Source organism: Mobilicoccus pelagius NBRC 104925 (assembly GCF_000247995.1).
GTDB classification, from domain to species: domain Bacteria; phylum Actinomycetota; class Actinomycetes; order Actinomycetales; family Dermatophilaceae; genus Mobilicoccus; species Mobilicoccus pelagius.
This window is the reverse complement of sequence record NZ_BAFE01000029.1, coordinates 43,024-66,667: the sequence shown is the minus strand read 5'-3', so window position 1 is coordinate 66,667 and position 23,644 is coordinate 43,024. Positions and strand designations below refer to the sequence as shown.

23 protein-coding genes are annotated in these 23,644 nt (G+C 73.3%); 21 read left to right on the top strand and 2 right to left on the bottom strand.

Annotation, left to right across the window (positions count from 1 at the left end; genetic code table 11):
• Together MOPEL_RS05450 and coaA are read right to left on the bottom strand one after the other, a co-directional pair.
• The coding region (locus MOPEL_RS05450) for a magnesium transporter MgtE N-terminal domain-containing protein (RefSeq protein ID WP_009481856.1) at positions 1–251 on the bottom strand (251 nt) is incomplete at its 3' end.
• A gap of 99 nt (positions 252–350) precedes the next feature.
• Entirely contained in the window at positions 351–1,304 is a 954-nt protein-coding gene (gene coaA, locus MOPEL_RS05445) for a type I pantothenate kinase (RefSeq protein WP_040633035.1), read from the bottom strand.
• Positions 1,305–1,430: 126 nt separating this feature from the next.
• On the opposite strand from coaA, the gene glmS reads away from it, so the two are divergent.
• The 21 genes from glmS to nuoE all read left to right on the top strand — a co-directional run bounded on the left by glmS (position 1,431) and on the right by nuoE (position 23,635).
• A complete protein-coding gene (gene glmS / locus MOPEL_RS05440; protein WP_009481854.1) occupies positions 1,431–3,290 on the top strand; it encodes a glutamine--fructose-6-phosphate transaminase (isomerizing) in 1,860 nt (619 codons plus the stop codon).
• Positions 3,291–3,368: 78 nt separating this feature from the next.
• On the top strand, positions 3,369–3,737 hold the full coding sequence (locus MOPEL_RS05435; RefSeq protein WP_009481853.1) for a holo-ACP synthase: 369 nt from the start codon (positions 3,369–3,371) through the stop codon (positions 3,735–3,737).
• Between the two features lie 45 nt (positions 3,738–3,782).
• On the top strand, positions 3,783–5,324 hold the full coding sequence (locus MOPEL_RS05430; protein WP_009481852.1) for a bifunctional ADP-dependent NAD(P)H-hydrate dehydratase/NAD(P)H-hydrate epimerase: 1,542 nt from the start codon (positions 3,783–3,785) through the stop codon (positions 5,322–5,324).
• 98 nt (positions 5,325–5,422) lie between these two features.
• The gene (locus MOPEL_RS05425; protein WP_009481851.1) at positions 5,423–6,637 is read left to right on the top strand and encodes an alpha/beta fold hydrolase; all 1,215 of its coding nucleotides are present in this window, start codon (positions 5,423–5,425) and stop codon (positions 6,635–6,637) included.
• On the top strand, positions 6,634–7,257 hold the full coding sequence (gene tsaE, locus MOPEL_RS05420) for a tRNA (adenosine(37)-N6)-threonylcarbamoyltransferase complex ATPase subunit type 1 TsaE (RefSeq protein ID WP_009481850.1): 624 nt from the start codon (positions 6,634–6,636) through the stop codon (positions 7,255–7,257). The genes MOPEL_RS05425 and tsaE overlap by 4 nt, the downstream gene beginning before the upstream one ends.
• Positions 7,258–7,383: 126 nt before the next feature.
• Positions 7,384–8,067, top strand: coding sequence for a tRNA (adenosine(37)-N6)-threonylcarbamoyltransferase complex dimerization subunit type 1 TsaB (tsaB, locus tag MOPEL_RS05415; RefSeq protein WP_009481849.1), 684 nt, complete (start codon positions 7,384–7,386; stop codon positions 8,065–8,067).
• Positions 8,064–8,663 carry a GNAT family N-acetyltransferase gene (locus MOPEL_RS05410; RefSeq protein ID WP_009481848.1) on the top strand — a complete coding sequence of 200 codons (600 nt, stop codon included), beginning with the start codon at positions 8,064–8,066 and terminating at the stop codon, positions 8,661–8,663. The genes tsaB and MOPEL_RS05410 overlap by 4 nt, the downstream gene beginning before the upstream one ends.
• Complete coding sequence (gene tsaD, locus MOPEL_RS05405; protein ID WP_009481847.1) at positions 8,660–9,736, top strand: tRNA (adenosine(37)-N6)-threonylcarbamoyltransferase complex transferase subunit TsaD; 1,077 nt, start codon at positions 8,660–8,662, stop codon at positions 9,734–9,736. The genes MOPEL_RS05410 and tsaD overlap by 4 nt, the downstream gene beginning before the upstream one ends.
• Before the next feature lie 143 nt (positions 9,737–9,879).
• Positions 9,880–11,697, top strand: a complete 1,818-nt coding sequence (locus MOPEL_RS05400) for a glycoside hydrolase family 3 N-terminal domain-containing protein (protein ID WP_009481846.1) — start codon at positions 9,880–9,882, stop codon at positions 11,695–11,697.
• Positions 11,690–12,487, top strand: coding sequence for a hypothetical protein (locus MOPEL_RS05395; RefSeq protein WP_009481845.1), 798 nt, complete (start codon positions 11,690–11,692; stop codon positions 12,485–12,487). Before MOPEL_RS05400 ends, MOPEL_RS05395 begins: the two co-directional genes overlap by 8 nt.
• 83 nt (positions 12,488–12,570) lie before the next feature.
• Entirely contained in the window at positions 12,571–14,523 is a 1,953-nt protein-coding gene (gene menD / locus MOPEL_RS18395; protein ID WP_009481844.1) for a 2-succinyl-5-enolpyruvyl-6-hydroxy-3-cyclohexene-1-carboxylic-acid synthase, read from the top strand.
• 124 nt (positions 14,524–14,647) lie between these two features.
• Positions 14,648–15,901 (top strand): GNAT family N-acetyltransferase, encoded by a 1,254-nt coding sequence (locus MOPEL_RS05385; RefSeq protein WP_245544722.1) that lies wholly within the window; start codon positions 14,648–14,650, stop codon positions 15,899–15,901.
• Between the two features lie 90 nt (positions 15,902–15,991).
• Positions 15,992–17,281, top strand: coding sequence for an isochorismate synthase (locus MOPEL_RS05380; RefSeq protein ID WP_009481842.1), 1,290 nt, complete (start codon positions 15,992–15,994; stop codon positions 17,279–17,281).
• Between the two features lie 82 nt (positions 17,282–17,363).
• Positions 17,364–17,534 carry a hypothetical protein gene (locus MOPEL_RS17585; protein WP_169316283.1) on the top strand — a complete coding sequence of 57 codons (171 nt, stop codon included), beginning with the start codon at positions 17,364–17,366 and terminating at the stop codon, positions 17,532–17,534.
• The gene (locus MOPEL_RS05375) at positions 17,531–18,220 is read left to right on the top strand and encodes a demethylmenaquinone methyltransferase (protein ID WP_009481841.1); all 690 of its coding nucleotides are present in this window, start codon (positions 17,531–17,533) and stop codon (positions 18,218–18,220) included. The genes MOPEL_RS17585 and MOPEL_RS05375 overlap by 4 nt, the downstream gene beginning before the upstream one ends.
• Positions 18,221–18,227: 7 nt before the next feature.
• Positions 18,228–19,532 (top strand): geranylgeranyl reductase family protein, encoded by a 1,305-nt coding sequence (locus MOPEL_RS05370; RefSeq protein ID WP_009481840.1) that lies wholly within the window; start codon positions 18,228–18,230, stop codon positions 19,530–19,532.
• Between the two features lie 113 nt (positions 19,533–19,645).
• Positions 19,646–20,014 (top strand): NADH-quinone oxidoreductase subunit A, encoded by a 369-nt coding sequence (locus MOPEL_RS05365; protein WP_009481839.1) that lies wholly within the window; start codon positions 19,646–19,648, stop codon positions 20,012–20,014.
• Position 20,015: 1 nt separating this feature from the next.
• Complete coding sequence (locus MOPEL_RS05360) at positions 20,016–20,588, top strand: NADH-quinone oxidoreductase subunit B (protein WP_009481838.1); 573 nt, start codon at positions 20,016–20,018, stop codon at positions 20,586–20,588.
• On the top strand, positions 20,585–21,328 hold the full coding sequence (locus tag MOPEL_RS05355; RefSeq protein WP_009481837.1) for an NADH-quinone oxidoreductase subunit C: 744 nt from the start codon (positions 20,585–20,587) through the stop codon (positions 21,326–21,328). Before MOPEL_RS05360 ends, MOPEL_RS05355 begins: the two co-directional genes overlap by 4 nt.
• Positions 21,328–22,734 (top strand): NADH-quinone oxidoreductase subunit D, encoded by a 1,407-nt coding sequence (locus MOPEL_RS05350; protein WP_009481836.1) that lies wholly within the window; start codon positions 21,328–21,330, stop codon positions 22,732–22,734. The genes MOPEL_RS05355 and MOPEL_RS05350 overlap by 1 nt, the downstream gene beginning before the upstream one ends.
• A gap of 64 nt (positions 22,735–22,798) precedes the next feature.
• Complete coding sequence (gene nuoE / locus MOPEL_RS05345) at positions 22,799–23,635, top strand: NADH-quinone oxidoreductase subunit NuoE (RefSeq protein WP_009481835.1); 837 nt, start codon at positions 22,799–22,801, stop codon at positions 23,633–23,635.
• The last annotated feature ends 9 nt before the right edge of the window (positions 23,636–23,644 follow it).

Below are 23,644 nucleotides of genomic sequence, written 5' to 3'. Positions count from 1 at the left end.
TTGAGTCCGCGCACGAGTTCGCTCTGCAGGGGGGCGTCGAGGCCCTCGAACACCGCGAGCGCCTTGTCCTTGGGCAGCAGCCGGTAGACGAGCGCGCGCTTCCTCGAGCCCATCCGTTCGAGGGCGTCGATCGTCTCGTGGACCGACAGCGGCGCCACGACGGCGGCCACGGCGGCGAGGTCCTTCCTCGCGGCGGCACGTTCGAGGACCGCGGGGGTCGTCCCCGCCCTGCTCACGTCGTACGGGCTCATGGGGACGTTCCTCCAGGTCGTGGTGGGATGACCGCCGGGCAGGGGGCGTGTGTCGGTCCGGGACGCCCGGGCGGGGACGGGGACGTCGGTCGCCCCGGCTCAGAGCTTGCGCAGGCGCACCCGGTGCACGGCGTGGTCGGGGCCCTTGGTGAGGACGAGCGTCGCCCGCCCCTGGGTCGTCTCGACGTTCTCACGGAGGTTGGGCTCGTTGATCGAGCGCCAGATGTTCATCGCCGTCTCCTGCGCCTGCTCGTCGGAGAGCGACGCATACCGGTGGAAGTACGACTCGGGGTCGCTGAACGCCGTCTGGCGCAGGCGGAGGAACCGGTCGACGTACCACCTGCGGATGAGGTCGACCGGGGCGTGGACGTACACGGAGAAGTCGAAGAAGTCGCTGAGCGCGAGGCTGAGTCGCCCGTCGGCGCGCACTCGCGGCGGCTGGAGCACGTTGAGGCCCTCGACGATGAGGACGTCGGGGCGGTGCACGACGGTCGACTCGCCCGGGACGATGTCGTAGGTGAGGTGGCTGTAGACGGGCGCGCGGACGACGTCGGCGCCGCCCTTGACCTGGGCGACGAACCGCAGCAGCGCCCGCTGGTCGTAGGACTCCGGGAAGCCCTTGCGGTGGAGGATGCCCCGCCGCTCGAGCTCGGCGTTGGGGAGGAGGAACCCGTCGGTCGTCACGAGGTCGACGCGCGGGGTGTTCGGCCAGCGGGCGAGGAGCTCGCGCAGGATGCGCGCCGTCGTCGACTTGCCCACGGCGACCGACCCGGCGATGCCGATGACGAACGGCGTGCGGTCGGGCCGTTCCCCGAGGAACCCCGAGGTGAGCCGGTGGAGGTGCGAGGCGCCCTCGACGTAGTAGCTGAGCAGCCGGGAGAGGGGGAGGTAGACCTCCTCTACCTCGTTGAGGTCGAGACGTTCGCCGACGCCGCGCAGACGGGCGAGGTCGGCGTCGTCGAGACTCAGGGGGTGCGCCTTCCGCAACCGTGCCCAGTCCTCGCGATCGAGGTGGACGTACGGCGTGCTGTGTTCGCGCGACGGTGAGGACACCGCGCCATTGTTCCCCACGGGTGGGTGCGGCGGAGACCGATGGGCCGTCGGTCCTCCCCTCGCCGCCGGCGGCGCGCGCCCGTCGGTCGTGCGGGCGGGCCTCCGCGGTCCAGTAATCTGTGGCGCATGTGCGGAATCGTGGGATACGTCGGACCGGAGTCGAACGGGCGCGCTCTCGACGTCCTCGTGGAGGGGCTGGCCCGCCTGGAGTACCGGGGGTACGACTCGGCGGGCGTCGCGCTCGTCGCCGACGGCGAGATCGCCTGGCGCAAGAAGGCCGGCAAGCTTGCCAACCTCCGCGCCGAGATCGAGGCCCGTCCGCTGCCGCCGTCGACGACCGGCATCGGTCACACCCGATGGGCGACCCACGGTGGCCCCACCGACGAGAATGCCCACCCGCACCTCGGTGGCGAGGACGACAAGGTCGCCCTCATCCACAACGGCATCGTCGAGAACTTCCACGTCCTCAAGACGGAGCTCCTCGAGCAGGGCGTGAGGTTCCGCTCCGAGACCGATACCGAGGTCGTCGCGCAGCTCCTCGCCCGTGCGTACGCCGGGGTCGGGGACCTCACCGAGGCGATGCGCGCCGTCGTCAACCGTCTCGAGGGCGCGTTCACCCTCCTCGCCGTCCACGCCGACCTGCCGGGCACCGTCGTCGCGGCCCGCCGCAACTCCCCGCTCGTCATCGGCCTCGGCGACGGCGAGAACTTCCTCGGCTCCGACGTCGCCGCGTTCATCGGCCACACGAAGCAGGCGATGGAGGTCGATCAGGACCAGATCGTCACGATCACGAAGGACACCGTCGAGGTCATGGGCTTCGACGGCACGCCCGCGCAGGGCAAGCGCTTCGAGGTCACCTGGGACGCCGCGCAGGCCGAGAAGGGCGGGCACAGCTCCTTCATGGTCAAGGAGATCCTCGAGCAGCCCGCCGCGATCAACGACACGCTCCTCGGCCGTACCGACTCCACCGGCGCCCTCGTCCTCGACGAGATGCGCATCGACCCGGCCCGCCTCGCGGCCGTCGACAAGATCGTCTTCGTCGCGTGCGGCACGGCGTTCTACTCCGGCCTCACCGCCAAGTACGCCATCGAGCGCTGGACGCGTCTGCCCTGCTCCGTCGAGCTCGCCCACGAGTTCCGGTACTGCGACCCGGTCGTCGACGAGAAGACCCTCGTCGTCTCCATCAGCCAGTCGGGCGAGACGATGGACACGCTCATGGCCGTCAAGCACGCCCGTGAACTCGGCGCCCTCACGATCTCGATCTGCAACACCCACGGTGCGACGATCCCGCGCGAGTCCGACGCGGTGCTCTACACGCACGCCGGGCCGGAGATCGCCGTCGCCTCGACGAAGGCGTTCACCGCCCAGATCACCGCCTGCTACGTCCTCGGCCTCTACCTCGCCCAGCTGCGGGGTGGCACGCACGCCGAGCAGGCCCAGCAGGTCATGCGGGAGCTCCACGAGGTGCCCGCCAAGGTCGAGGACCTCCTCGGCCGCATGGACCGCGTCCGCGAGATCGCCCGGTTCATGGCCGACACGCGGTCGGTCCTCTTCCTCGGTCGCCACGTCGGCTACCCGATCGCCCTCGAAGGTGCGCTCAAGCTCAAGGAGATCGCCTACATCCACGCGGAGGGCTTCGCCGCGGGCGAGCTCAAGCACGGCCCGATCGCGCTCATCGAGCCCGGCCAGCCGGTGTTCATCGTCGTGCCCTCGCCGACGACGCCGTACAGCCTCCACGACAAGGTCGTCTCCAACATCCAGGAGATCCGCGCCCGTGGTGCCCGCACGCTCGTCATCGCCGAGGAGGGCGACGAGGCCGTCGTGCCGTTCGCCGACGAGGTCATCAGCGTCCCCGCGACGAGCCCGCTCCTCGCGCCGCTGCTCACGATCGTCCCGCTGCAGGTGTTCGCCGCCGAGCTCGCCGCTGCCAAGGGCCTCGACGTCGACCAGCCGCGCAACCTCGCCAAGTCCGTCACCGTCGAGTGACGACGCAACCCACACGGATCCGACCGACATGAACGACACACTCACGACCGCGTCCCCGAGCGGCACGGGGGCGCGGTCGTGATCGTCGGGGTGGGCATCGACGTCGTCGACGTCGCACGGTTCGGCGCGGTGCTGCAGCGCACCCCGTCGATCCGGCGACGACTCTTCACCGAGGGGGAGCAGGACCTGCCGCTCGAGTCCCTCGCGGGCCGGTTCGCCGTCAAGGAGGCGCTCGCCAAGGCGCTCGGCTCACCGGGCGGTCTCGCCTGGACGGACGCCGAGGTGCAGCGGGGGGAGCACGGCGCGCCCCGCCTGGTCGTGAGGGGTACTGTCGCTGCGTGCGCGGCCCGGCGCGGCGCCGAGGAGTTCCTCGTCTCGATCTCCCACGACGGCGGGATCGCGACGGCGATCGTCCTCGCGCAGGGGTCCTCCCGCCCGACGGGGTGACCCGGCCCGCCGTGCACGACCGTGACGAAGCGACGAGGAGCAGCAGTGATCGCAGCCTGGGGTGTCGAGGACGTGCGCGCGGCCGAGAAGGCGGCGATGGCCGACCTGCCCGACGGTGAACTCATGGCCCGTGCGGCCAAGGGGCTCGCCAAGGTCCTCGAGGCGCGGATCTCCGACGTCCCCGAGGCGCGGGTCGTCGGACTGGTCGGCTCCGGCGGCAACGGTGGGGACACGCTCTTCGCCCTCGCCCGCCTCGCCCGCGCCGACGAACGCCGTGAACTCCTCGCCGGCATCGCCGCCGTGCTCGTCTCCGACCGGGGCGCCCACGAGGCGGGTCTCGCCACGGCGCGCGAGGCGGGTGTCGACGTCGTCGACCTCTCCGGCGGCGCCGACGACGCACTCGACGCGGCGTGCGACCTCGTCGCCGAGGCCGACGTCCTCGTCGACGGCATCACCGGCATCGGCGGATCCCCCGGGTGGAGCGACTCCGTCGCCGGCCGCTGCCGCGCCCTCTTCGACGCCACCGACGACGAGGCCTACGTCGTCGCCGTCGACCTGCCGAGCGGTGCCGACCCGGCCGGTCTCGTCCTCGACTCCGAGGGCGTGTGGGCCGACGAGACGGTGACGTTCGGGGTCGCCAAGCCCGTCCACCTCCTCGGCACCGCCCCGCGCTGCGGTCTTCTCACCCTCGTCGACATCGGCCTCGAGATGGCGACCGCGCCCGTCGCCGAAACCCTCGACCACGACGACGTCGCCGCCCTGTGGCCCGTGCCAGGCCCCGACGACGACAAGTACTCTCGCGGCGTCCTCGGCGTCGTCGCCGGTGGCGAGTCCTACACGGGCGCGCCGGTGCTCGCCGTGACCGCGGCCGTCGCCGCGGGCGCGGGCATGGTGCGTTACCTCGGCCCGCCCACCCCGACGGGCCTCGTGCGGGCCACGGTCCCCGAGGCCGTCCACGGCACCGGACGGGTGCAGGCGTGGACCGTCGGCCCCGGCCTCGACGCCTCCGTCGCCGAGGACGACGACGCCGACGAGGGCGACGTCCGCCAGGTGACGACGGCCCGCGAGGCCCTCGACTCCGGGCTCCCGTGCGTCGTCGACGCCGGCGCCCTCGACCTCCTCGACGGGCAGCGCCCCCGCGCCGGCGCCCGCACCCTCCTCACCCCGCACGCCGGGGAGCTCGCCCGCCTGCTCTCCCGCGTCGAGGACGCCGAGATCACCCGCGAGGACGTCACCGCCGACCCGGTCGGCCACGCCCGCCGCGCCGCCAACGCCCTCCACGCGACCGTGCTCCTCAAGGGGTCGACGACGTACGTCGTCCCGCCCGAGGTGAGCGGCCTGCCCGTGCGCGTGAGCTCCGACGCCCCCGCCTGGCTCGCGACCGCCGGGTCCGGCGACGTCCTCGCCGGGCTCGCCGGGATGCTCCTCGCCGCGGGCCTCGACCCCTACGACGCGGGCGGTGTCGCCGCCACGGTCCACGGGCTCGCCGGGCACGAGGCCAACTCCGGTGGCCCCGTGCGGGCCCTCGACGTCGCGCACGCCCTGCCGCGGACGATCACGGCCCTGCTGCGCCACGCGGCGTCCTGAAACAACCTGAGGAGAGGACCCTCCGAGTCGACGCGACGCGTCCGATGCGGAGGGGATGCGACAGCGGGCCCCGACCGGCCCGCAGGAGGAGGTCTGCGATGGCGCCACGGGGTGTCCCCGAACTGTCGTCGGGTGACGGATGGGACGGTCAGGGCTCGGTGGCGCGCTCGGCCGTGGGCGTCGGCCTCGGTCTCGCCGCCGCGGGACTCACGGCCGCCGCCGGGATGGCCGCCGACCGACTGAGTCGGGAGCGACGCACCGCCGTCGCCCTCGACGCCGGACTCGACGACAACCGGTTCCACGAGACACCGGACGCCGAGCACGTCGTTCGCGCCTCGGACGGGGTCGAACTCCACGTCGAGGTCGACGAGCCGGGGGAGGGGGTCGACCCCGACCGGCCGACCGTCGTCCTCTCCCACGGCTACTGCCTCAACCTCACCTCGTGGGTGTTCCAGCGTCGGGCGCTCCGCGCGGCCGGTTACCGGGTCGTCCTCTGGGACCAGCGCGGCCACGGCAGCTCCGGCATGGGACCCAAGGAGTCGATCTCCATCGACCAGCTCGGCGACGACCTCCACCGGGTCGTCGACGCGGTCGTCGCCACCGGGCCCGTCGTCCTCGTCGGCCACTCGATGGGCGGCATGTCGATGATGGCCCTCGCCCTCGAGCACGAGGACTTCGTCCGCGGCCGCGTCGCCGGCGCCGCGTTCGTCGCGACGAGCCCCGGTGACCTCTCCGGCGTCTCCTACGGCTTCGGCACCCTCGGCGGGCGACTCATCCGTCGCCTCACGCCGCTCACGTCCCAGTTCCTCGCGCCCCGGCAGACACTCGTCGACACCGGCCTGCGGCAGGCACGCGACATCGTCGACTACGTCGTCGACCACCTGAGCTTCGGCTCACCGGTGCCGCTCTCGGTCGCCCAGCTCGCCACCGACATGATCTTCGGCACCCGCATGGAGGTCATCGCCGCGTTCTTCCCGGTGTTCGACGAGCACGACAAGCGCGAAGCGCTCCAGGCGTTCGACGGCGTCGAATCACTCGTCATCAGCGGCACCGCCGACCGCCTCACCCCGCCCCAGCACAGCGAGGAGATCGTCCGCCTCGTCCCCGGCGCCGAGCACATCCTCGTCCGTGACGCGGGGCACCTCATCATGCTCGAACACCCCGACGTCGTGAACGAACACCTCCTCGACCTCCTCACCCGCGCGGGCCGCGTGCCCACCGGGCCCCGACCCCGCCGCGTTCGGCAGCAGGTGAGTGACGTCGCCCGTACCCGCGCCGCCCGCCGCGCCCGACGCCGGAAGGACCTCCGTTGACACCCGCGCCCGACACCTCTCCCACCACCGACGAGGTCACCACCCGCGAGATCCTCACCACCGACCTGCCCACCGCCGACGCCACCCGCGACGCGGGGCGCGCCCTCGGCCGCATCCTGCGCGCCGGGGACGTCGTCGTCCTCGTCGGCGAACTCGGCGCGGGCAAGACGACGCTCACCCAGGGCCTCGCCGACGGCCTCGGAGTGCGCGGCCCCATCACCTCCCCGACGTTCGTCCTCTCCCGCGTCCACCCCTCGACGGTGGGCGGCCCCGACCTCGTCCACGTCGACGCCTACCGGCTCGGCGGCGCGGCCGAACTGGAGGACATCGACCTCGACACGACCGTGCCCACCTCCGTCACCGTCGTCGAGTGGGGCGAGGGCATGGCCGAACAGCTCGCCGACTCCTGGCTCGTCGTCGACCTCGTGCGCCGCACCGGCGCCGACGCCCTCGAGGACGCCGCTCCGGGAGAGACCGGGGGCGCGGATGCCGACGTCGACGACGGTGCGCTCGCCGAGGCCGAGGACGAGGCCCTCGCCGAGGACCAGGACGACCCCCGCTCGATCCGCATCGTCGGTGTCGGGCCCCGCTGGCAGGACGCCCCGCCGCTCGAGGTGTGACGCAGCCGCCGCGCCCCGGATCGGCGTCGGCGACCGCCCCGGGGACGGTCGTCGACGCCCCCGCAGGTGGGAGGGGCTGCGGGAGCGGGGGTGAGGGGTGTCGGTGGGCTGGAATACCCTGATCGGGTGCTGCTGCTCGCCCTCGACACCTCGACCTCCGCCGCCTCCGTCGCCCTGTGGGACGACGAGGCGCAACTCGCGTCCTCCCACGTCGTCGACGCCCAGGCGCACGGCGAGATCCTCGCGCCCGGCATCCGTGCCGCCTTCGCCGAGGCAGGTCGGTCCCCGGCCGAGCTCACGCACGTCGTCACGGGCGTCGGGCCCGGCCCGTTCACCGGGCTGCGCGTCGGGATCGTCACCGCCCGCACCCTCGCCCACGTCCGCGGCCTCACCGCGCTCGGGCTGAGCGGCCTCGACGCCCTCGCCCACCGTGCCTGGACCTCGGGGACGCGCGAACGCGTCCTCGTCGCGACCGACGCGCGCCGCAACGAGGTCTACTGGAGCGTCTACGACCTCGACGCCGACGGCATCTACCCCCTCGCTTCCCCCCAGGTCGCGCGCGCCGCGGACCTGCCCGAGGACGTCCGCACCCTCCCGTCGGTCGGCCGCGGTGGCCTCCTCTACCCCGAGGACCTGCCGAACCGTCTCGTCGTGTGCGAGGACGCCCTCGACGTCGACGCGGGCGACCTCGCCGACCTCGCCCGCCGCCGCATCGCCGCGGGGGAGGACCTGCTCCCCGCCGAACCGCTCTACCTGCGGCGCCCCGACGCGGTGCCCTCGACGAGCGTCAAGTCGGTGCTCCACCGATGAGGCCCCCGGTCTCGCAGGACGCGCTCGCGGCGCGGTTCGCCGAGCGGGGGGCGCGGCTGCGGGAGATGGCGTGGACCGACATCCCCCGCCTCGCACAGCTCGAGCGGGAGGCCTTCGCCGACGACGCGTGGAGCGCGCAGTCGTGGTGGGCCGAACTCGCCGGGCGCCCCCGACGGGAGTACGTCGTCGTCACCGGGCGGTCCACCCCCGACGTGGCCGACACACTCGACGAACCCGACGGGAAACCCGACCTCGCGGCCGAGACCGACGACACCGCCGGCACCGACGCCATCGAGGAGGAGATCCTCGGCTACGCGGGCCTCGACCACGCGGGCGACACCGCCGACGTCATGACGATCGCCATCGCCCCCGCCGGGCGCCGCCGCGGCCTCGGCACCCTCCTCCTCGACACCCTCGTCACGCGCACCCGCGCCCGCGGCGAGCACCACCTCCTCCTCGAGGTGCGGGCCGACAACACGGCCGCCCTCGCCCTCTACGGCCGTGCCGGTTTCACGACGTCGACCACCCGGCGCCGCTACTACCCCGGAGACGTCGATGCGCACGTCATGCGTCTCACCCTCGAAGGAGCGTCATGAGCACCACCCCCGAGTCCGCCCCCGACGCGGCGCGCGCACCGCTCGTCCTCGGTATCGAATCCTCCTGCGACGAGACGGGGGTCGCGATCGTCCGCGGCCAGGAGCTCATCGGCAACGCCGTCGCGAGCAGCCTCGAGGAGCACGCCCGATTCGGCGGCGTCATCCCCGAGATCGCCTCCCGCGCCCACCTCGAGGCGATGGTCCCGATGATCGACGAGGCGTGCGACCAGGCGGGCGTCGCCCTCGCCGACCTCGACGCGATCGCCGTGACGAGCGGCCCCGGCCTCGCGGGCGCGCTGCTCGTCGGCGTCGCCGCGGCCAAGTCCCTCGCGTTCGCCCTCGACAAGCCGCTCTACGGCATCAACCACCTCGTCGCCCACGTCGGCGTCGACGTCCTCGAGCACGGCACCCTGCCGATGCCGATGGTCGCGCTCCTCGTCTCCGGCGGGCACACGAACCTCCTCCTCGTCCGCGACATCTGCAGCGACGTCGTCTCCCTCGGGCAGACGATCGACGACGCGGCCGGCGAGGCCTACGACAAGGTCGCGCGCCTCCTCGACCTGCCCTACCCGGGTGGCCCCCACATCGACCGGCTCGCCGCCGAGGGCGACCCGAGGGCGATCCGGTTCCCCCGCGGTCTCACCTCGGGGCGCGACATGCAGCGTCACCGGTACGACTTCTCGTTCTCCGGTCTCAAGACGGCCGTCGCGCGCTGGGTCGAGACGCGTCGCGCCGCGGGGGAGGAGATCCCCGTCGCCGACGTCGCCGCGAGCTTCCAGGAGGCCGTCGTCGACGTCCTCACCCGCAAGGCCGTCCTCGCCTGCCAGGAGCACGGGGCGACCGACCTCCTCGTCGGCGGCGGCGTCGCCGCGAACAAGCGACTGCGCACCCTTGCCGAGGAGCGGTGCACCGCAGCAGGAATCACCGTCCGTGTGCCCCGCCCCGGCCTCTGCACCGACAACGGCGCGATGGTCGCCGCGCTCGGTGCCCAGCTCGTCATGGCCGGCGCCGAGCCCTCCCCGCTCGACCTCGCGACGGACTCCTCGATGCCGATCGAACTCGTCCACGTCTGATCCGGGGCGCCCGCGCGTCCCCCGCCTGCCCTTCACGTGCATCGATGCGGCCGTGTGTGGGCGCGCGCCCTGGCCTACGGTGGTCACGCGTCCGCAGCGGGCGCGTCGGTGCGAGGGGGAACGGCGATGGGCAGGACGACACGATGAGCGACCGGACGGCCGGGACGCGAAGGCCCTCGTCGGGTCGGTCGCGCGTCGCCGCACGTCTGCGGCCCGCCGCTCTCGCGACCGTCTGCGCCGTGGTCGCCGGCGGCTGTGCGATCCCGCCCGAGCCCGGGTCGCTCGCCGCCTCCCGCCGCGCCGCCCAGGAGGCCGCGGCTGCTCCCGCACCCCACCCGTCCACGCCCGGGGAGGCCGGGGGTGCCGGAGACGCGTCGTTGTCGGCGGCGCCGCGCAGCGCGGGGACGCAGGCGAGGGTGTCGGCGTCCACCACCGCGGCCTCCGGCAGGTCGGGCACCTCCACCTCTCCCGCGGCGGTGCGGGCCCGCGCCCGCACCGAGGTGCGTGCGCTCAGCACGCGGCGACTCGCGGCCCAGATCGTCGTCCCCGACGCGGGATCCGTCGACGCGGGCGTCCGCGGCATCGCCGGCGGATACGGCGGCGTCGTCGTCATGCGCTCCGCCCTCACTCCCGGCCCCCGCGTGGCCACGGCCGCGAAGGCCGCCAACCGACGCTACGCCGCCGCGATGACGACGAGCCGCCGGTCGTGGCCCGCGTTCGTCGCGATCGACCAGGAGGGCGGTCCCGTCACCCGCCTGGACGCGCCGCTCACCCCGTTCCCCGCCGCGATGGCCCTCGGCGCCGCCCGCGATCACCGTCTCGCCACCGAGGTGGCACGCGCCTCCGGCCGCGAACTCGCCGGACTCGGCTTCACCGTCGTCATGGCGCCCGACGCAGACGTCACCACCCCCGCCGACCGCACCATCGGGGTGCGCTCGCCCGGCGGCGACCCCGCCGCGGTCTCCCGCGTCGCTCGCTCCGCCGTCACCGGCTACCGCCAGGCGGGCATCCTTCCCGTCGTCAAGCACTTCCCCGGCCACGGCGCCGTTGCCGCCGACACCCACCGCGGCACGGCGGTCCTCACCGCGTCACGCCCCGCGATGAACGAACGGGACCTCGTACCGTTCCGCGACCTCGTCCGCGCGGGAGCGCCCGCCGTGATGACCTCCCACGTCGTCGCCCGTGCCGTCGACCCCACCCGACCCGCCTCCCAGTCGCGGGCGGTGACGACCCACATCCTGCGCCGTGACCTGCGCTTCTCCGGCCTCGTCGTCACCGACGCCCTCAACATGGGTGCCGCGACGGCCGGCCTCGCACCGGGGGAGGAGACCGTGCGCGCCGTCGAGGCGGGCGCCGACATCGCTCTCATGCCCGCCGACCCCGCCGCCGCGGTCGGCGCCCTCGAGAAGGCCGTACGCACCGGACGCCTCGACCGCGCCCGCCTCGAGGAGTCCGCCGTCCGCATGATCGTCGCCCTCCGCAGTCGCCACGCCACCGTCGCCCCGGCCGCGCCGGGCTCGAACGGAGCCGTCGCCCGCAAGCTCGCCGCCGCGTCGATCACCCAGGTCGGCGGCCGCTGCGGACGTCGCCTCGTCGGTCGCGCCGTCATGGTGAGCGGCGGCACCGCCGAGGACCGGGCCCGGTTCGTCCGCTCCGCCCGGGCCCGCGGCCTGCGCATCGGCGGCCCCGGCGCCACCCGCGTCGTCCTCCTCGGCGGGGGCGCCTACCGGGCCGGGTCCGGTGCCGGCTCGGGCGCGTCGACCGGCTCCGGTGACGTGCTCGTCGCCCTCGACACCCCGTACGGTCTCGCCCGCGGGCGTGCCCGGGCCCGTCTCGCGACGTACGGTCGTACCCCCGCGACGTTCGACGCCCTCGTCGACGTCCTCCTCGCACGCGCCGGCGCGCCCGGCCGCCTCCCCGTGGCGGTGGGTTCCTGGCGGATCGGAACAGGCTGTGGCTGACCCTCGTGTCCTCGTCGTCGGTGCGGTCCTCCACCGACGACACCTCCTCACCTCCACCGTGCCCGGCCTGCGCCTCGCGACCGAGAGCCGCACCGACCTCGGTGGCGCCGGTGCGCTCGCCGCGCTCGCGGCCGCCGAGACCGCCGCCGAGACCGGGGTCGAGGTCGTCCTCGTCGGCGGCGTCGGCGACGACGACCCCGGGCGCCGCTGCGCGGACGCCCTCCGTGTGGACCGGTTGCGTGCCCGCCTCTCCCACGAGGGGACGACGGGGGAGCATCTCGTCCTCGACGTCGGCACCGGCGTCGACGACGAGCTCCTCGTCCTCCCCGACGGCGGCCCGGCCGACATCCCTGCCGCCGTCGAGGAACTCGCCGCCTGCCGTCCCGGGGACGCACTCCTCGTCGACGCCCCTACCGCCGCCCGCCGGCCCGACCTCCTCCGCGCGGCGTACGACGCCGACGTGCAGCTCGTCCTCGACCTCCACCCGATGCTGTCGGAGGCGTTCTCCGACGCCACCGCCCTCGCGGACGTGGCCGTCGTCGACGCCGCGGGCGCCGTGGCCGTCGCCGACGCCGCGATGCCGCCCGCATCCCTCGCCGTCCACGCCGCGTTCGGCTCCTGGTGGGACGACCTGCGCCACGAGCCCGCACGGATCCTGCCGCCCGACCCCGACGCGACGCACCGCTTCGCCGGAGCGCTCACCGCGGCCCTCGCCGCCGGTCTCGACCGCCCCGAGGCGTTCGACCTCGCCGTCCGCACCGCCACCTCCGGGACGCCCCACCTCCTCTGACGGACGGCATGACACCCGTCCCCGGGGTCTGCGGATCGGACGGCGATGGCGGGGAGGCCTCCCGCTCTTGTCAGAATCGAGGGATGAACCCCCAGCAGGCCCTCGCCGGTGTCGTCGTCGACGAGCTCGTCCGTCTCGGTGTGCGGGAGATCGTCCTCGCCCCGGGTTCGCGATCGGCGCCGTTCGCGTACGCCCTCCACGAGGCCGCGGTCGCGGGTCGCCTCCGCGTCCACGTCCGTGTCGACGAACGCTCCGCCGCGTTCCTCGCCCTCGGGCTCGCAAAGGCCACCGGTCTGCCCGCCCCCGTCGTCACGACGTCGGGCACGGCCGTCGCCAACCTCACCCCGGCGCTGCTCGAGGCCCATGAGGCGGGCGTGCCCATGCTGCTCCTCACCGCCGACCGGCCGCCGGAGCTGCGCGGCACCCGCGCCAACCAGACCACCGACCAGGTCGGGTTCTTCCGGCCGTTCACGCGGTGGTCCCACGACCTCGGGGTGCCGGAGTCACGTCCCGGAGCGCCCGCCGCATGGCGGACCGCGATCGACCGGGCGGTCGCGGCGGCGACGGGGACGGCCGGTGGGGATCCGGGCCCGGTCCACGTCAACGCGCCCCTCCGTGATCCGCTCGTACCCGATGCTCCCACGGGCGCGCCTGCGTTCGCCGGGACCGGGACGCCTGCGGCAGCCGACGATCCTCTCGCCGGCCGTCCCGACGGGGGGCCGTGGACGCAGGTCCCCGCCCGTCGGACCACGTGGGGCTCACCGGCGTTGTCCGAGGTCGCGCGCACCCTCGTCGTCCTCGGTGACGCGCCGCGCGCCGTCCTCGAGGCGGCCGTCGCCTGGGCGACGCGCCGCTGCCACCCCGTCATCGGTGAGCCCTTCGGGCCCGCCCTGAACGAGGGCGGCGTCGGCCGTCTGCCGCACGGCGTCCGCCTCGCCGCCCGCGTCGCCGACGAGGAGGCCCTCCGGCCGGAGCGGATCGTCGTCGTGGGACGACTCACCCTCTCCCGCAGCCTCGCCCGACTCCTCCGCCTCGACGGTGTGCACGTCGAGCTCGTCACCGGCGACACCCGCTGGGCCGATCCCGGCCATGTCGTCCACGCCGTCCACGACCCGGCCTGCCTCCTCCCCCCGGCCACGGGGGACCCGCGACCGGACGGCGGCGCCGTCATCGCCGGAGGAGACCTCGAAGTAGGGGCCGCGGCCGACGATGGCGCCGGAGCCGCGATCGGCCCAGCGGGTGTGCCGGCAGATGGCTCCCCGACCCCGCCCGCACGCCCCGTCGGGGCGGTGACGGAGGAGGCCCAGGAGTTCCGTGCCGCATGGACGGCGGCGTCCGCCACGGAGCGCGCCCTGCTCGCCGAGGCGCTCGACGACGCGCGCCACTCGCACGAGGCACAGGACCCGGAGGACTCGCAGGACGCGGAGAGGGGGCCCTCGTCCACAGCGGAGGACCTCGCCTGGCCCGCCGGTCCCGTCCTCGCCGACACGCTGCTCACCGCGCTGCCGCCGTCGTCGCGGCTGTTCCTCGGGTCGAGCAACGGTGTGCGTCACGTCGACCTCGTCCGGGGCCTGCGTGGACCCGACGAGGCGGAGGTCGTGGCGAGTCGTGGCCTCGCGGGCATCGACGGCTGTGTGTCGACGGCGACCGGTCTCGCCCTCGCCGACGACCGCCCCACCTACGCGCTCCTCGGCGACCTCACGTTCCTTCACGACGCGAACGGCCTGCTCATCGGCCCGGGGGAGCCCGTGCCCGACCTCACGCTCATCGTCGCCAACGACGACGGCGGGGCCATCTTCGGTGATCTCGAATACGGGGACGCGGCCCGCCGTGAGGCGCACCCGGGCGTGTTCGAGCGGATGTTCCGCACTCCGACGGGTACCGATCTCGCCGCCCTGTGCGCCGCACACGGGGTCCGTCACGTGCGGGCGGAGACGCCGGCGCCGCTCGCGGCGGAGGTCGCGCGGATCCCCGACGGCCTCACCGTCGTCGAGGTGCCCCTCGCGTCCGCACCGGCGGCGGCCCCGACGGAGTGACGCCGGGCGCGCCGTCCGACGGGCAGGCGCGTCCGAGGGGCAGGCGCGTCCGAGGGGTAGGCGCGTCCGAGGGGTAGGCGTTGCCACGGGCCCGCGCGGCGGCGAAGGTGGTGGGGTGATCACGATGCGCGCCGCCACCTCTGCCGACTCACGGGCCGTCCACGCCCTCGACACCCTCGCGTTCGCGGGCGACCCCACCCGGGTTCCGCCCGAGCACGCCCTCTCGGGTCTCGACCTCGAGCGTACGTTCCTCGCGGAGCACCCCGACCTGCCGGACGGGCCTGCGGGGCTCTACTCCTCCTACGACCTGCGGGTGCGCGTCCCCGGAACCCCGGCCGAGGGCACACGACTCGTTCCCGTGAACGGACTCACGTGGGTCGGCGTCCACCCCGACGTGCGGCGCCGTGGGGTGCTCGGCACGATGATCCGCCACCACCTGCGCGAGGCGCGGGAGCGTGGTGAGGCGATCGTCGGGCTCCACGCCTCCGAGCCGGGCATCTACGGCCGGTTCGGGTACGGCGTCGCCAGTCACAACGTCACGTACACCCTGGGCCGCGGCACGGAGATCACCGCGCCCCAGACCGTCGTCGCCCTCGCCGACCGGACGACGACCGGGCTCGTCACCGATCTCGACGACGACACCGTCGCCGCCCGCCTCCGCGACGTCCTCCTCGACTCCCCGGCGCTCGGAACCGTCGTCCTGCCGGAACGGTGTTGGCGCAGCGTCCTCCGTGACGTCCCCGAGGCGCGGCGGGGCGTCGAACCGCGGCGGGCGCTCGTCGCCACCCGTGACGGGCGCGACGTCGGCGCGGCGATCCTGACCCGCAAGGCACGCTGGGAGGACGGACGTCCCGAGGGCACGGTCGCCGTCGACCTCGTCACGGCCGTCGACGCGGGGGCGCTCCTCGCGCTCGGTCGGCGTCTCGTCGACATGGACCTCACGGCCGAGGCCCGGTTCGTCGGCCGGGGCGTCGACGACCCCCTCCTCGGGTGGGCCGGCGGGATCCGTCTCCGCCGCGTGCGGATCTCCGACGCGCTGTGGCTCCGGCCCGTCGACGTCGGTCGCATGCTCGTCGCCCGCGGTTACGGCGCGCCCCTCGACGTCCGACTCGTCGTCGCCGACCCCGTGCTCGAGGAGAACCGCGGCACGTGGCACCTCCACGTCGACGCGTCGGGGAAGGCGACGTGCGACCGCTCCCACGAGGCGCCCGACGTCTCGCTCGACGTGGCGGCGCTGGGGGAGACCTTCCTCGGTCTCGTCGGCCCCACCGCCCTCGCCGCGCAGGGGCGGATCGTCGAGCACGCCCCCGGTGCCGTCGCGACGCTCACCTCGGCGTTCGCCACCGGCGCCGCACCGCTCGGTGGTCTCTCCTTCTGAGCGCCCCCACCCGCCGGCCGCGCCTGCGCGTCCTCCGCGCGCCGCGGTCGAGGCACGGGCATGCGCGGCGGCGGGGTAGGGTGCACGGTTGTGACCTCGGACGTTCCTGCTCATCTCGTCGCGCGCACGCGCGAGGTCGGCGACGTCTCCGACCTCCTCCAGCGCCTCCCCGCCGACGCCCCCGGGCGTGAGATCTCCGCATGGGTGAGGGGCGGCGACGGACTCGTCGGCTGGGGCCGGGTCGCCGGCATCGCCACCTGCGGCGCCTCCCGTTTCTGCGACGCCGAGCTGTGGTGGCGCGACACGATCGCCGAGGCCGAGATCCACGACGAGGTAGGGGTCGTCGGCTCCGGCCCGATCGCGTTCGGCTCCTTCGCCTACTCCGTCGACTCCCACGAGGAGTCGATGCTCGTCGTGCCGCGGGTCGTCCTCGGCCGCCGCGACGGCCGCTGCTTCGTCACGACGACGACGTGGTCGACGGGCACCGCCGTCAGCAGCGCCGACACCGCGGTCGTGCCCGACCCGCAACCGGCCCCCCAGGGCCCCGGCGTCGTCACGTTCGCCGACGGCGCCCTCCCCGGACCCGCCTACGAGACCGCCGTCGCCGAGGCCGTCCGTCGCATCACCGCCGGTGACCTCGACAAGGTCGTCCTCGCCCGCGACCTGCTCGCCGAGGCCGAACGGCCCATCGACCCCCGTTTCCTCCTCCACCGCCTCGCCGAGTCCTACGCGAACACCTGGGTCTTCGCCGTCGACGGCCTCGTCGGCGCGACGCCGGAGATGCTCGTCCGCCTCGAACGCGGCCTCGTCACCTCCCGCATCCTCGCGGGCACGATCCGCCGCACCGGCGACGACGAACGCGACCTCGCACTCGCGGCGTCCCTCGCCCGGTCGAGCAAGGACCTCGAGGAGCACGAGTACGCGGTGCGTTCCGTCGCGGACGTCATCGCCCGGTTCTGCACCTCGGTGAACACGCCCGAGTCGCCGTTCGTCCTCCACCTGCCGAACGTCATGCACCTCGCGACCGACGTCGCCGGACGCCTCACGAACGGGGCCTCCGTCCTCTCCCTCGCGCAGGCGCTCCACCCCTCGGCGGCGGTCTGCGGCACGCCCAAGCCCGCGGCCGAGGCCGTCATCACCGAACTCGAACACATGGACCGCGCCCGCTACGCCGGCCCCGTCGGCTGGATCGACGCCCACGGCGACGGCGAATGGGGCATCGCCCTGCGCAGCGGCGCCGTCGACCCCGACGGGCACCACATGCGCCTCTTCGCCGGGTGCGGCATCGTCGCGGGGTCCGACCCCGCCTCCGAACTCGCCGAGTCCGACGCCAAGCTCGTCCCCATGCGCACCGCGCTCGCCGGCGAGGAGCGCACCTGACCCGGTCCCACCCGGCGCACGGACGAAGCGGGGCCGGCCCGACACCCGGCGCCGTCGGACCACGCCGACGACCGGCCCGACCATGAGCACGATGTACGAGTACGACCAACAGGAACGACCCGATCGCGACGATCGCGGCGGGCACGTGGCCCCGGCCGCGAGGAAGCACGGCGGCCTCCGCCGCGACGAGCACAGCGGCCTCCGCCGCGACGAGCACAGCGGCCCCGGCCGTGGTGAGAGGATGGGAGCATGATGCGCGCAGGCCTGGACAAGGAGCCCTCGGACGTCGCCCGGATGTTCGATGCGGTCGCCGCCCGTTACGACCTCACGAACGACGTCATGACCGCCGGCCTGGTGCGCTCCTGGCGCAAGGTCGTCACCGAGGCCGTCGACGCGGGACCGGGCGAGGTCGTCCTCGACATCGCGGCCGGCACGGGCACGAGCAGCCTCCCGTTCCGCGAGGCGGGTGCGCACGTCATCTCCGCCGACTTCTCCCTCGGCATGCTGCGTGAGGGCAAGCGTCGGTACACCGACCTCGACTTCGTCGCCGCCGACGCCACGTCGCTCCCGCTCGCCGATGCCTCCGTCGACGTCGTGACGATGTCCTACGGCCTGCGCAACGTGCGCGAGTACGCAGCGGCGCTCGCCGAGTTTCGTCGCGTCACCCGCCCCGGTGGTCGTCTCGTCATCTGCGAGTTCAGCGCGCCCGTGCAGCCGATGTTCCGCGAGGTCTACACCCGCTACATCATGGGTTCGCTGCCCACGATCGCCCGCGCGGTGAGCTCGGACCCGGAGTCCTACGTCTACCTCGCCGAGTCCATCCGCGACTGGCCCGATCAGGACCGTCTCGCCACGACGATCGGCGGCGCCGGATGGCGCGGCGTCGAGTGGCGCAACCTCCTCGGCGGCATCGTCGCGATCCACCGCGCCTACGCCTGAGGCACCGGTGCAGATCCCCACCATCGACGCGGACGTCGTTGTCGTCGGCGCCGGCCCGGCCGGTGCCACGGCGGCGGCCTACCTCGCCGGAGCCGGGCTCGACGTCGCGCTCCTCGAGAAGGCGACGTTCCCCCGCGACAAGATCTGCGGCGACGGTCTCACCCCGCGTGCGGTCAAGGAGCTCCTCGCGCTGGGCGTTCCCCACCCGGAGTCCGAGGGGTGGATCCGCAACCGGGGCCTGCGTCTCGTCGGTGGGGGACACATCGTCGAGATCGACTGGCCCGACGTCGCCACCTATCCGCCGTACGGCCTCGCGATGCCCCGGGCCGGGTTCGACCACGTCTTGGCCCGCCACGCCGAGAGCCGCGGCGCCCATCTCGTCCAAGGGGCCTCCGTCACCGGGCCCCTCCACGACGACGCCGGACGCGTCCGCGGGGTCGAGGTCAAGCACGTCGACGGTCGGGGCCGACCCACGGGGGAGCGGAGCGTCTACCGCGCGCCCGTCGTGCTCGCCGCCGACGGCAACAGCGCCCGCCTCGCCGTCGCCGAGGGGCGCCCACGCCGCGACGACCGTCCCATGGGCGTCGGCGTCCGCACCTACTACCGCACGCCCCGCAGCCACGACGACTACATGGAGTCGTGGATGGAGCTGTGGGTCGACAAGGACCCGCAGGACCCGTCCGCAGGCCGCATCCTCCTGCCCGGCTACGGCTGGATCTTCGCCCTCGGCGACGGCACGAGCAACGTCGGCCTCGGCATCCTCGACACCTCGCCCGCCTTCGGCACCGTCGACTACAAGGACGTCCTCCGCCGCTGGGTCGCCACCCTGCCGGAGGAATGGACCTTCGACGAGGAGCACCGCGACGGCGCCGTCCGTGGAGCGGCGCTGCCCATGGCGCTCGGGCGCGTCCCGCACTACGCCGACGGGCTCCTCCTCCTCGGCGACGCCGGCGGCATGATCAGCCCCTTCAACGGGGAGGGCATCGCCCACGCGATGGAGGCCGCCCGCCTCGCCTCCGAGGTCGTCGTCCAGGCGCTCGCCCATCCCGACGACGCCGCCCGCGAACGTGTCCTCGCCCGATACCCTGCCGCCGTGCAGGCGGAGATGGGCGGATACTTCCGTCTCGGCTCCGTCTTCGCCTCGCTCATCGGGCACCCCGAGATCATGCGCCTCGCCGTCCGCCACGGACTCCCACGCCGCACGCTCATGCGCTTCGTCGTCAAGATCATGGCCGGCCTCGCCGACCCCCACGGGGGCGGCGTCGACGACCACGTGATCTCGACCTTGGCGCGCCTGACCCCTTCGGCGTGAGAACCCGAGAGATTCACTAGACTGTCCGAGACGTCACCGGTCCGTGTGCCCGGGACGCGTCGGGAGACCGAGCAGGAACGCCGCACCATCTACCGAAAGGGGAGCTCGTCGACATGGCCAGCCCCTACTTGCCGATCCTCATCTTCTTCGCCTGCGGAATCGGCTTCGCCCTCCTCTCCGTGCTGGGCCTCGGGCTCTTCCTCGGCCCCAAACGCTACAACGCGGCCAAGAGCATGGCCTACGAGTGCGGCATCCAGCCCTCGCCGCGCGCCGAGCAGGGTGGGCGCTTCCCCATCAAGTACGCCAACACGGCGATGCTCTTCATCATCTTCGACATCGAGGCCCTCTTCCTGCTCCCCTTCGCGGTCATGTTCGACCAGCTGGGTCTCTACGGCCTTCTCGCGATGACGCTCTTCCTGGTCAACGCGTTCTTCATCGCCGACGCCTACGTGTGGCGTCGCGGCGGATTGGATTGGGACTGACATGACGAACTCCGAATACGCCTTCAACCCCGAGGCGCTGCCCTCGGGCGTGATGACGGCCAAGATCAACGAGCTCGCGGGATTCCTCCTCAAGACCTCGGTGTGGCCCGCCACGTTCGGTCTCGCCTGCTGCGCCATCGAGATGATGGTCACGGTCTCCCCGGACAACGACATCGCACGCTTCGGCATGGAGCGGTTCTGCGCCACGCCGCGCCAGGCCGACCTCATGATCGTCGCCGGCCGCGTGAGCCAGAAGATGGCCCCCGTCGTCCGCCAGGTCTACGACCAGATGCCCGAGCCCAAGTGGGTCGTCTCCATGGGTGTCTGCGCGAGCTCTGGTGGCATGTTCAACAACTACGCGATCGTCCAGGGCGTCGACCACATCGTCCCCGTCGACGTGTACCTGCCGGGCTGTCCACCGCGCCCGCAGATGCTCATCAACGCGTTCCTCAAGCTGCACGAGCAGATCCAGAAGTCTCCCCACATCACCGACCGCGCGGCCGTGGCCCGTGAGGTCGAGCGTGCCGCGATGTCCGAGACTCCGCTCATCGAGATGAAGGGGCTGTTGGCGTGAGCGACACGACCTCCGACCCGAGCCAGGGCAGGGGCGGCGAAGGGCTTCCCGCCGCGCCCGGCACCCACCCCGACCCCGTCGTCGTCAACGAACGGCAGGGGATGTTCGGCGCGACCCGCGGCCAGGACACCACCGGTTATGGCGGCCTCGTCACCCGCACGCTGTTCCCCGGCGCCTCCGTGCGCCCCTACGGCGGCTACTTCGACGAGATCGCCGACGAACTCGAAGCGTCCCTCGCCCGCCGCGGTGGCGTGACGATGGACCAGGCCGTCACGAGCGTCGTCATCGATCGTGGCGAGATGACTCTGCACGTCGCGCGTGAGCACATCCTGGACGTGTGCTGGGCGCTCCGTGACGAGCCCAACCTGCGGTTCGAGATGTTCTCCGGCGTCTCCGGCATCCACTACCCCCACATGGAGGGGGAGGAGCTGCACGCCGTCTACCACCTGCTCTCGATCACGCACGGCAGCCGCCGCCTCCGCCTCGAGGTGAGCTGCTCCGAGGCCGACCCGCACATCCCGTCGGTCGTCGAGTGCTACCCCGCCGCCAACTGGCACGAGCGGGAGACCTGGGACTTCTTCGGCATCATCTTCGACGGGCACCCTGCGCTCACGCGCATCCTCATGCCCGACGACTGGCCGGGACACCCCCAGCGCAAGGATTACCCCCTCGGCGGTATCCCGGTGGAGTACAAGGGCGCCACCGTGCCGCCGCCGGACCAGCGGAGGGCCTACAACTGATGACTGCTGACACCGACCACCTCTCCGGCGGCGCCGGTCGCTCCGGGGCCTCGGCCGCGGGCGCGACGTCCACCGGCACCTCGGCCACCGAGGGCTCCCTGCCGCAGGACGAGGCACTCCGCTCGTTCACGACGACCGGTGGTGATTTCGAGGCCATCGCCGCGGAGGCCATCGAGCACAGCGACGAGCGCATCGTCGTCAACATGGGCCCGCAGCACCCGTCCACGCACGGCGTTCTCCGCCTCATCCTCGAGCTCGACGGCGAGCACGTGACCGAGGGCCGCGCCGGCATCGGTTACCTGCACACCGGCATCGAGAAGAACATGGAGTACCGCACCTGGACCCAGGGCGTCACGTTCTGCACCCGCATGGACTACCTGACGCCGATGTTCCAGGAGGCCGCCTACTGCATGAGTATCGAGAAGCTCCTCGGCATCACCGACGAGATCCCCGAGCGTGCGCAGGTCATCCGGGTGCTCATGATGGAGCTCACCCGCATGAGCTCCCACCTCATCTGCCTCGGCACGGGCAACATGGAGCTCGGCGCGACGACGGTCTACACCACCGCCGCCCAGCAGCGTGAGCGTCTGTTCCGGTTCATCGAGGCCGTCACCGGTCTGCGCATGAACAACGCCTACATCCGTCCCGGCGGCGTGGCGCAGGACCTCCCCGCAGGGTGGAAGGACCTCCTCGACGAGCAGCTCCCGCTGTTCCGCAAGGGCGTCAAGCAGATGGAGGCGCTCGTCCTCGAGAACCCCATCGCCAAGGGCCGTCTCGTCGACGTGGGTCACCTCGACCTCACCGGCTGTATGTCGCTCGGCATCACCGGCCCGATGCTCCGGTCGACGGGTTTCCCGCACGACCTGCGCAAGTCCGACCCGTACTGCGGGTACGAGACGTACGAGTTCGACGTCTGCACGTGGGACACCGCCGACGCGTACGGCCGACTCCGGGTCCGCTTCAACGAGATCTGGCAGTCGCTGCGCATCGTCGAGCAGTGCATCGATCGACTCGCGAGCAGCTCCGGCCCGGTCATGCACCCCGACCCCAAGATCGGCTGGCCCGCGCAGCTCGCCATCGGCGGTGACGGGATGGGCAACAGCCTCGATCACATCCGTCACATCATGGGCACCTCGATGGAGGCGCTCATCCACCACTTCAAGCTCGTCACCGAGGGCTTCCGCGTCCCGCCGGGGCAGGCGTACCAGGCCGTCGAGTCCGCCAAGGGCGAGCTGGCCTGCCACGTCGTCTCCGACGGCGGCACCCGCCCGTACCGGGTCCACTTCAAGGACCCGTCGTTCCACAACCTGCAGTCGGTCGCGGCCGTCGTCGAGGGCGGCAACGTCGCCGACGTCGTCGTCGCCGTCGCGTCGATCGACCCCGTGATGGGCGGTGTGGACCGGTGACGGTGCCCGTCGGGCCGCGAGGCCCCGAGTCCCCCATTGGCGCAGGACACGCGGAGGAGATCCGATGAGCGGGCACGGCAATCGCCCCAACTACGGCACCGAGCCGGCACGACCCACCCAGCCGTACACCGCGGAGCAGCTCGAGCAGCTGCGCGCGGACGCGGAGCAGGTCGTCGGGCGGTACCCCGACAAGCGGTCGGCCCTCCTGCCCCTGCTCCACCTCGTGCAGAGCGTCGACGGTTACGTCTCCCCGCGCGGCATCGAGTTCTGCGCCGAGGTCATCGAGGTCCCGCCGGCCCAGGTCAGCGGTGTCGCGACGTTCTACACGCAGTACAAGCGGTTCCCCAACGGGGACTACACCGTCGGCGTCTGCACGAACACGCTGTGCGCCGTCATGGGCGGCGACGCCATCTGGCAGGCCGTGAGCGAGCACCTCGGCATCGGCCACGACGAGACGACGTCCGACGGTCGCATCACGCTCGAACGTCTCGAGTGCAACGCGGCCTGTGACTACGCGCCCGTCGTCATGACCAACTGGGAGTTCTTCGACAACCAGACGCCCGAGTCCGCGGTCGCCCTCGTCGACGCGCTGCGTGCGGGGGAGGACGTCCGCCCCACGCGTGGCCCCGACAAGGTTCACACGTTCAAGGAGGTCTCGCGCGTCCTCGCCGGGTTCCCCGACGAACACGTGGGCGAGGGACCGGGCGCGGGCCCGGCCTCGCTGCGTGGTCTCGACCTCGCGAACGAGCGTGGGTGGGCCGCGCCCATCGGCGAGCAGCAGGAACGCACCGAGTCCGACGTGCCTGCCGCCGCAGGGATGGCCCCCGGCCGACACAGCTCGGTCGACACGCCCGTCAACGCCCCGAACGAGAAGCCCGGCGACGGGAAGATCGACCGATGAGCCGCCGCC

What these genes read in the sequence shown, in the direction of transcription:
- MOPEL_RS05350 (WP_009481836.1), top strand. Translation starts at nt 21,328, where the DNA reads ATGACTGCTGACACCGACCACCTCTCCGGCGGCGCCGGTCGCTCCGGG.
- tsaD (WP_009481847.1), top strand. Translation starts at nt 8,660, where the DNA reads ATGAGCACCACCCCCGAGTCCGCCCCCGACGCGGCGCGCGCACCGCTC.
- MOPEL_RS05425 (WP_009481851.1), top strand. Translation starts at nt 5,423, where the DNA reads ATGGCGCCACGGGGTGTCCCCGAACTGTCGTCGGGTGACGGATGGGAC.
- glmS (WP_009481854.1), top strand. Translation starts at nt 1,431, where the DNA reads ATGTGCGGAATCGTGGGATACGTCGGACCGGAGTCGAACGGGCGCGCT.
- MOPEL_RS05400 (WP_009481846.1), top strand. Translation starts at nt 9,880, where the DNA reads ATGAGCGACCGGACGGCCGGGACGCGAAGGCCCTCGTCGGGTCGGTCG.
- nuoE (WP_009481835.1), top strand. Translation starts at nt 22,799, where the DNA reads ATGAGCGGGCACGGCAATCGCCCCAACTACGGCACCGAGCCGGCACGA.
- MOPEL_RS17585 (WP_169316283.1), top strand. Translation starts at nt 17,364, where the DNA reads ATGAGCACGATGTACGAGTACGACCAACAGGAACGACCCGATCGCGAC.
- MOPEL_RS05360 (WP_009481838.1), top strand. Translation starts at nt 20,016, where the DNA reads ATGACGAACTCCGAATACGCCTTCAACCCCGAGGCGCTGCCCTCGGGC.
- menD (WP_009481844.1), top strand. Translation starts at nt 12,571, where the DNA reads ATGAACCCCCAGCAGGCCCTCGCCGGTGTCGTCGTCGACGAGCTCGTC.
- MOPEL_RS05410 (WP_009481848.1), top strand. Translation starts at nt 8,064, where the DNA reads ATGAGGCCCCCGGTCTCGCAGGACGCGCTCGCGGCGCGGTTCGCCGAG.
- MOPEL_RS05385 (WP_245544722.1), top strand. Translation starts at nt 14,648, where the DNA reads ATGCGCGCCGCCACCTCTGCCGACTCACGGGCCGTCCACGCCCTCGAC.
- MOPEL_RS05375 (WP_009481841.1), top strand. Translation starts at nt 17,531, where the DNA reads ATGATGCGCGCAGGCCTGGACAAGGAGCCCTCGGACGTCGCCCGGATG.
- MOPEL_RS05365 (WP_009481839.1), top strand. Translation starts at nt 19,646, where the DNA reads ATGGCCAGCCCCTACTTGCCGATCCTCATCTTCTTCGCCTGCGGAATC.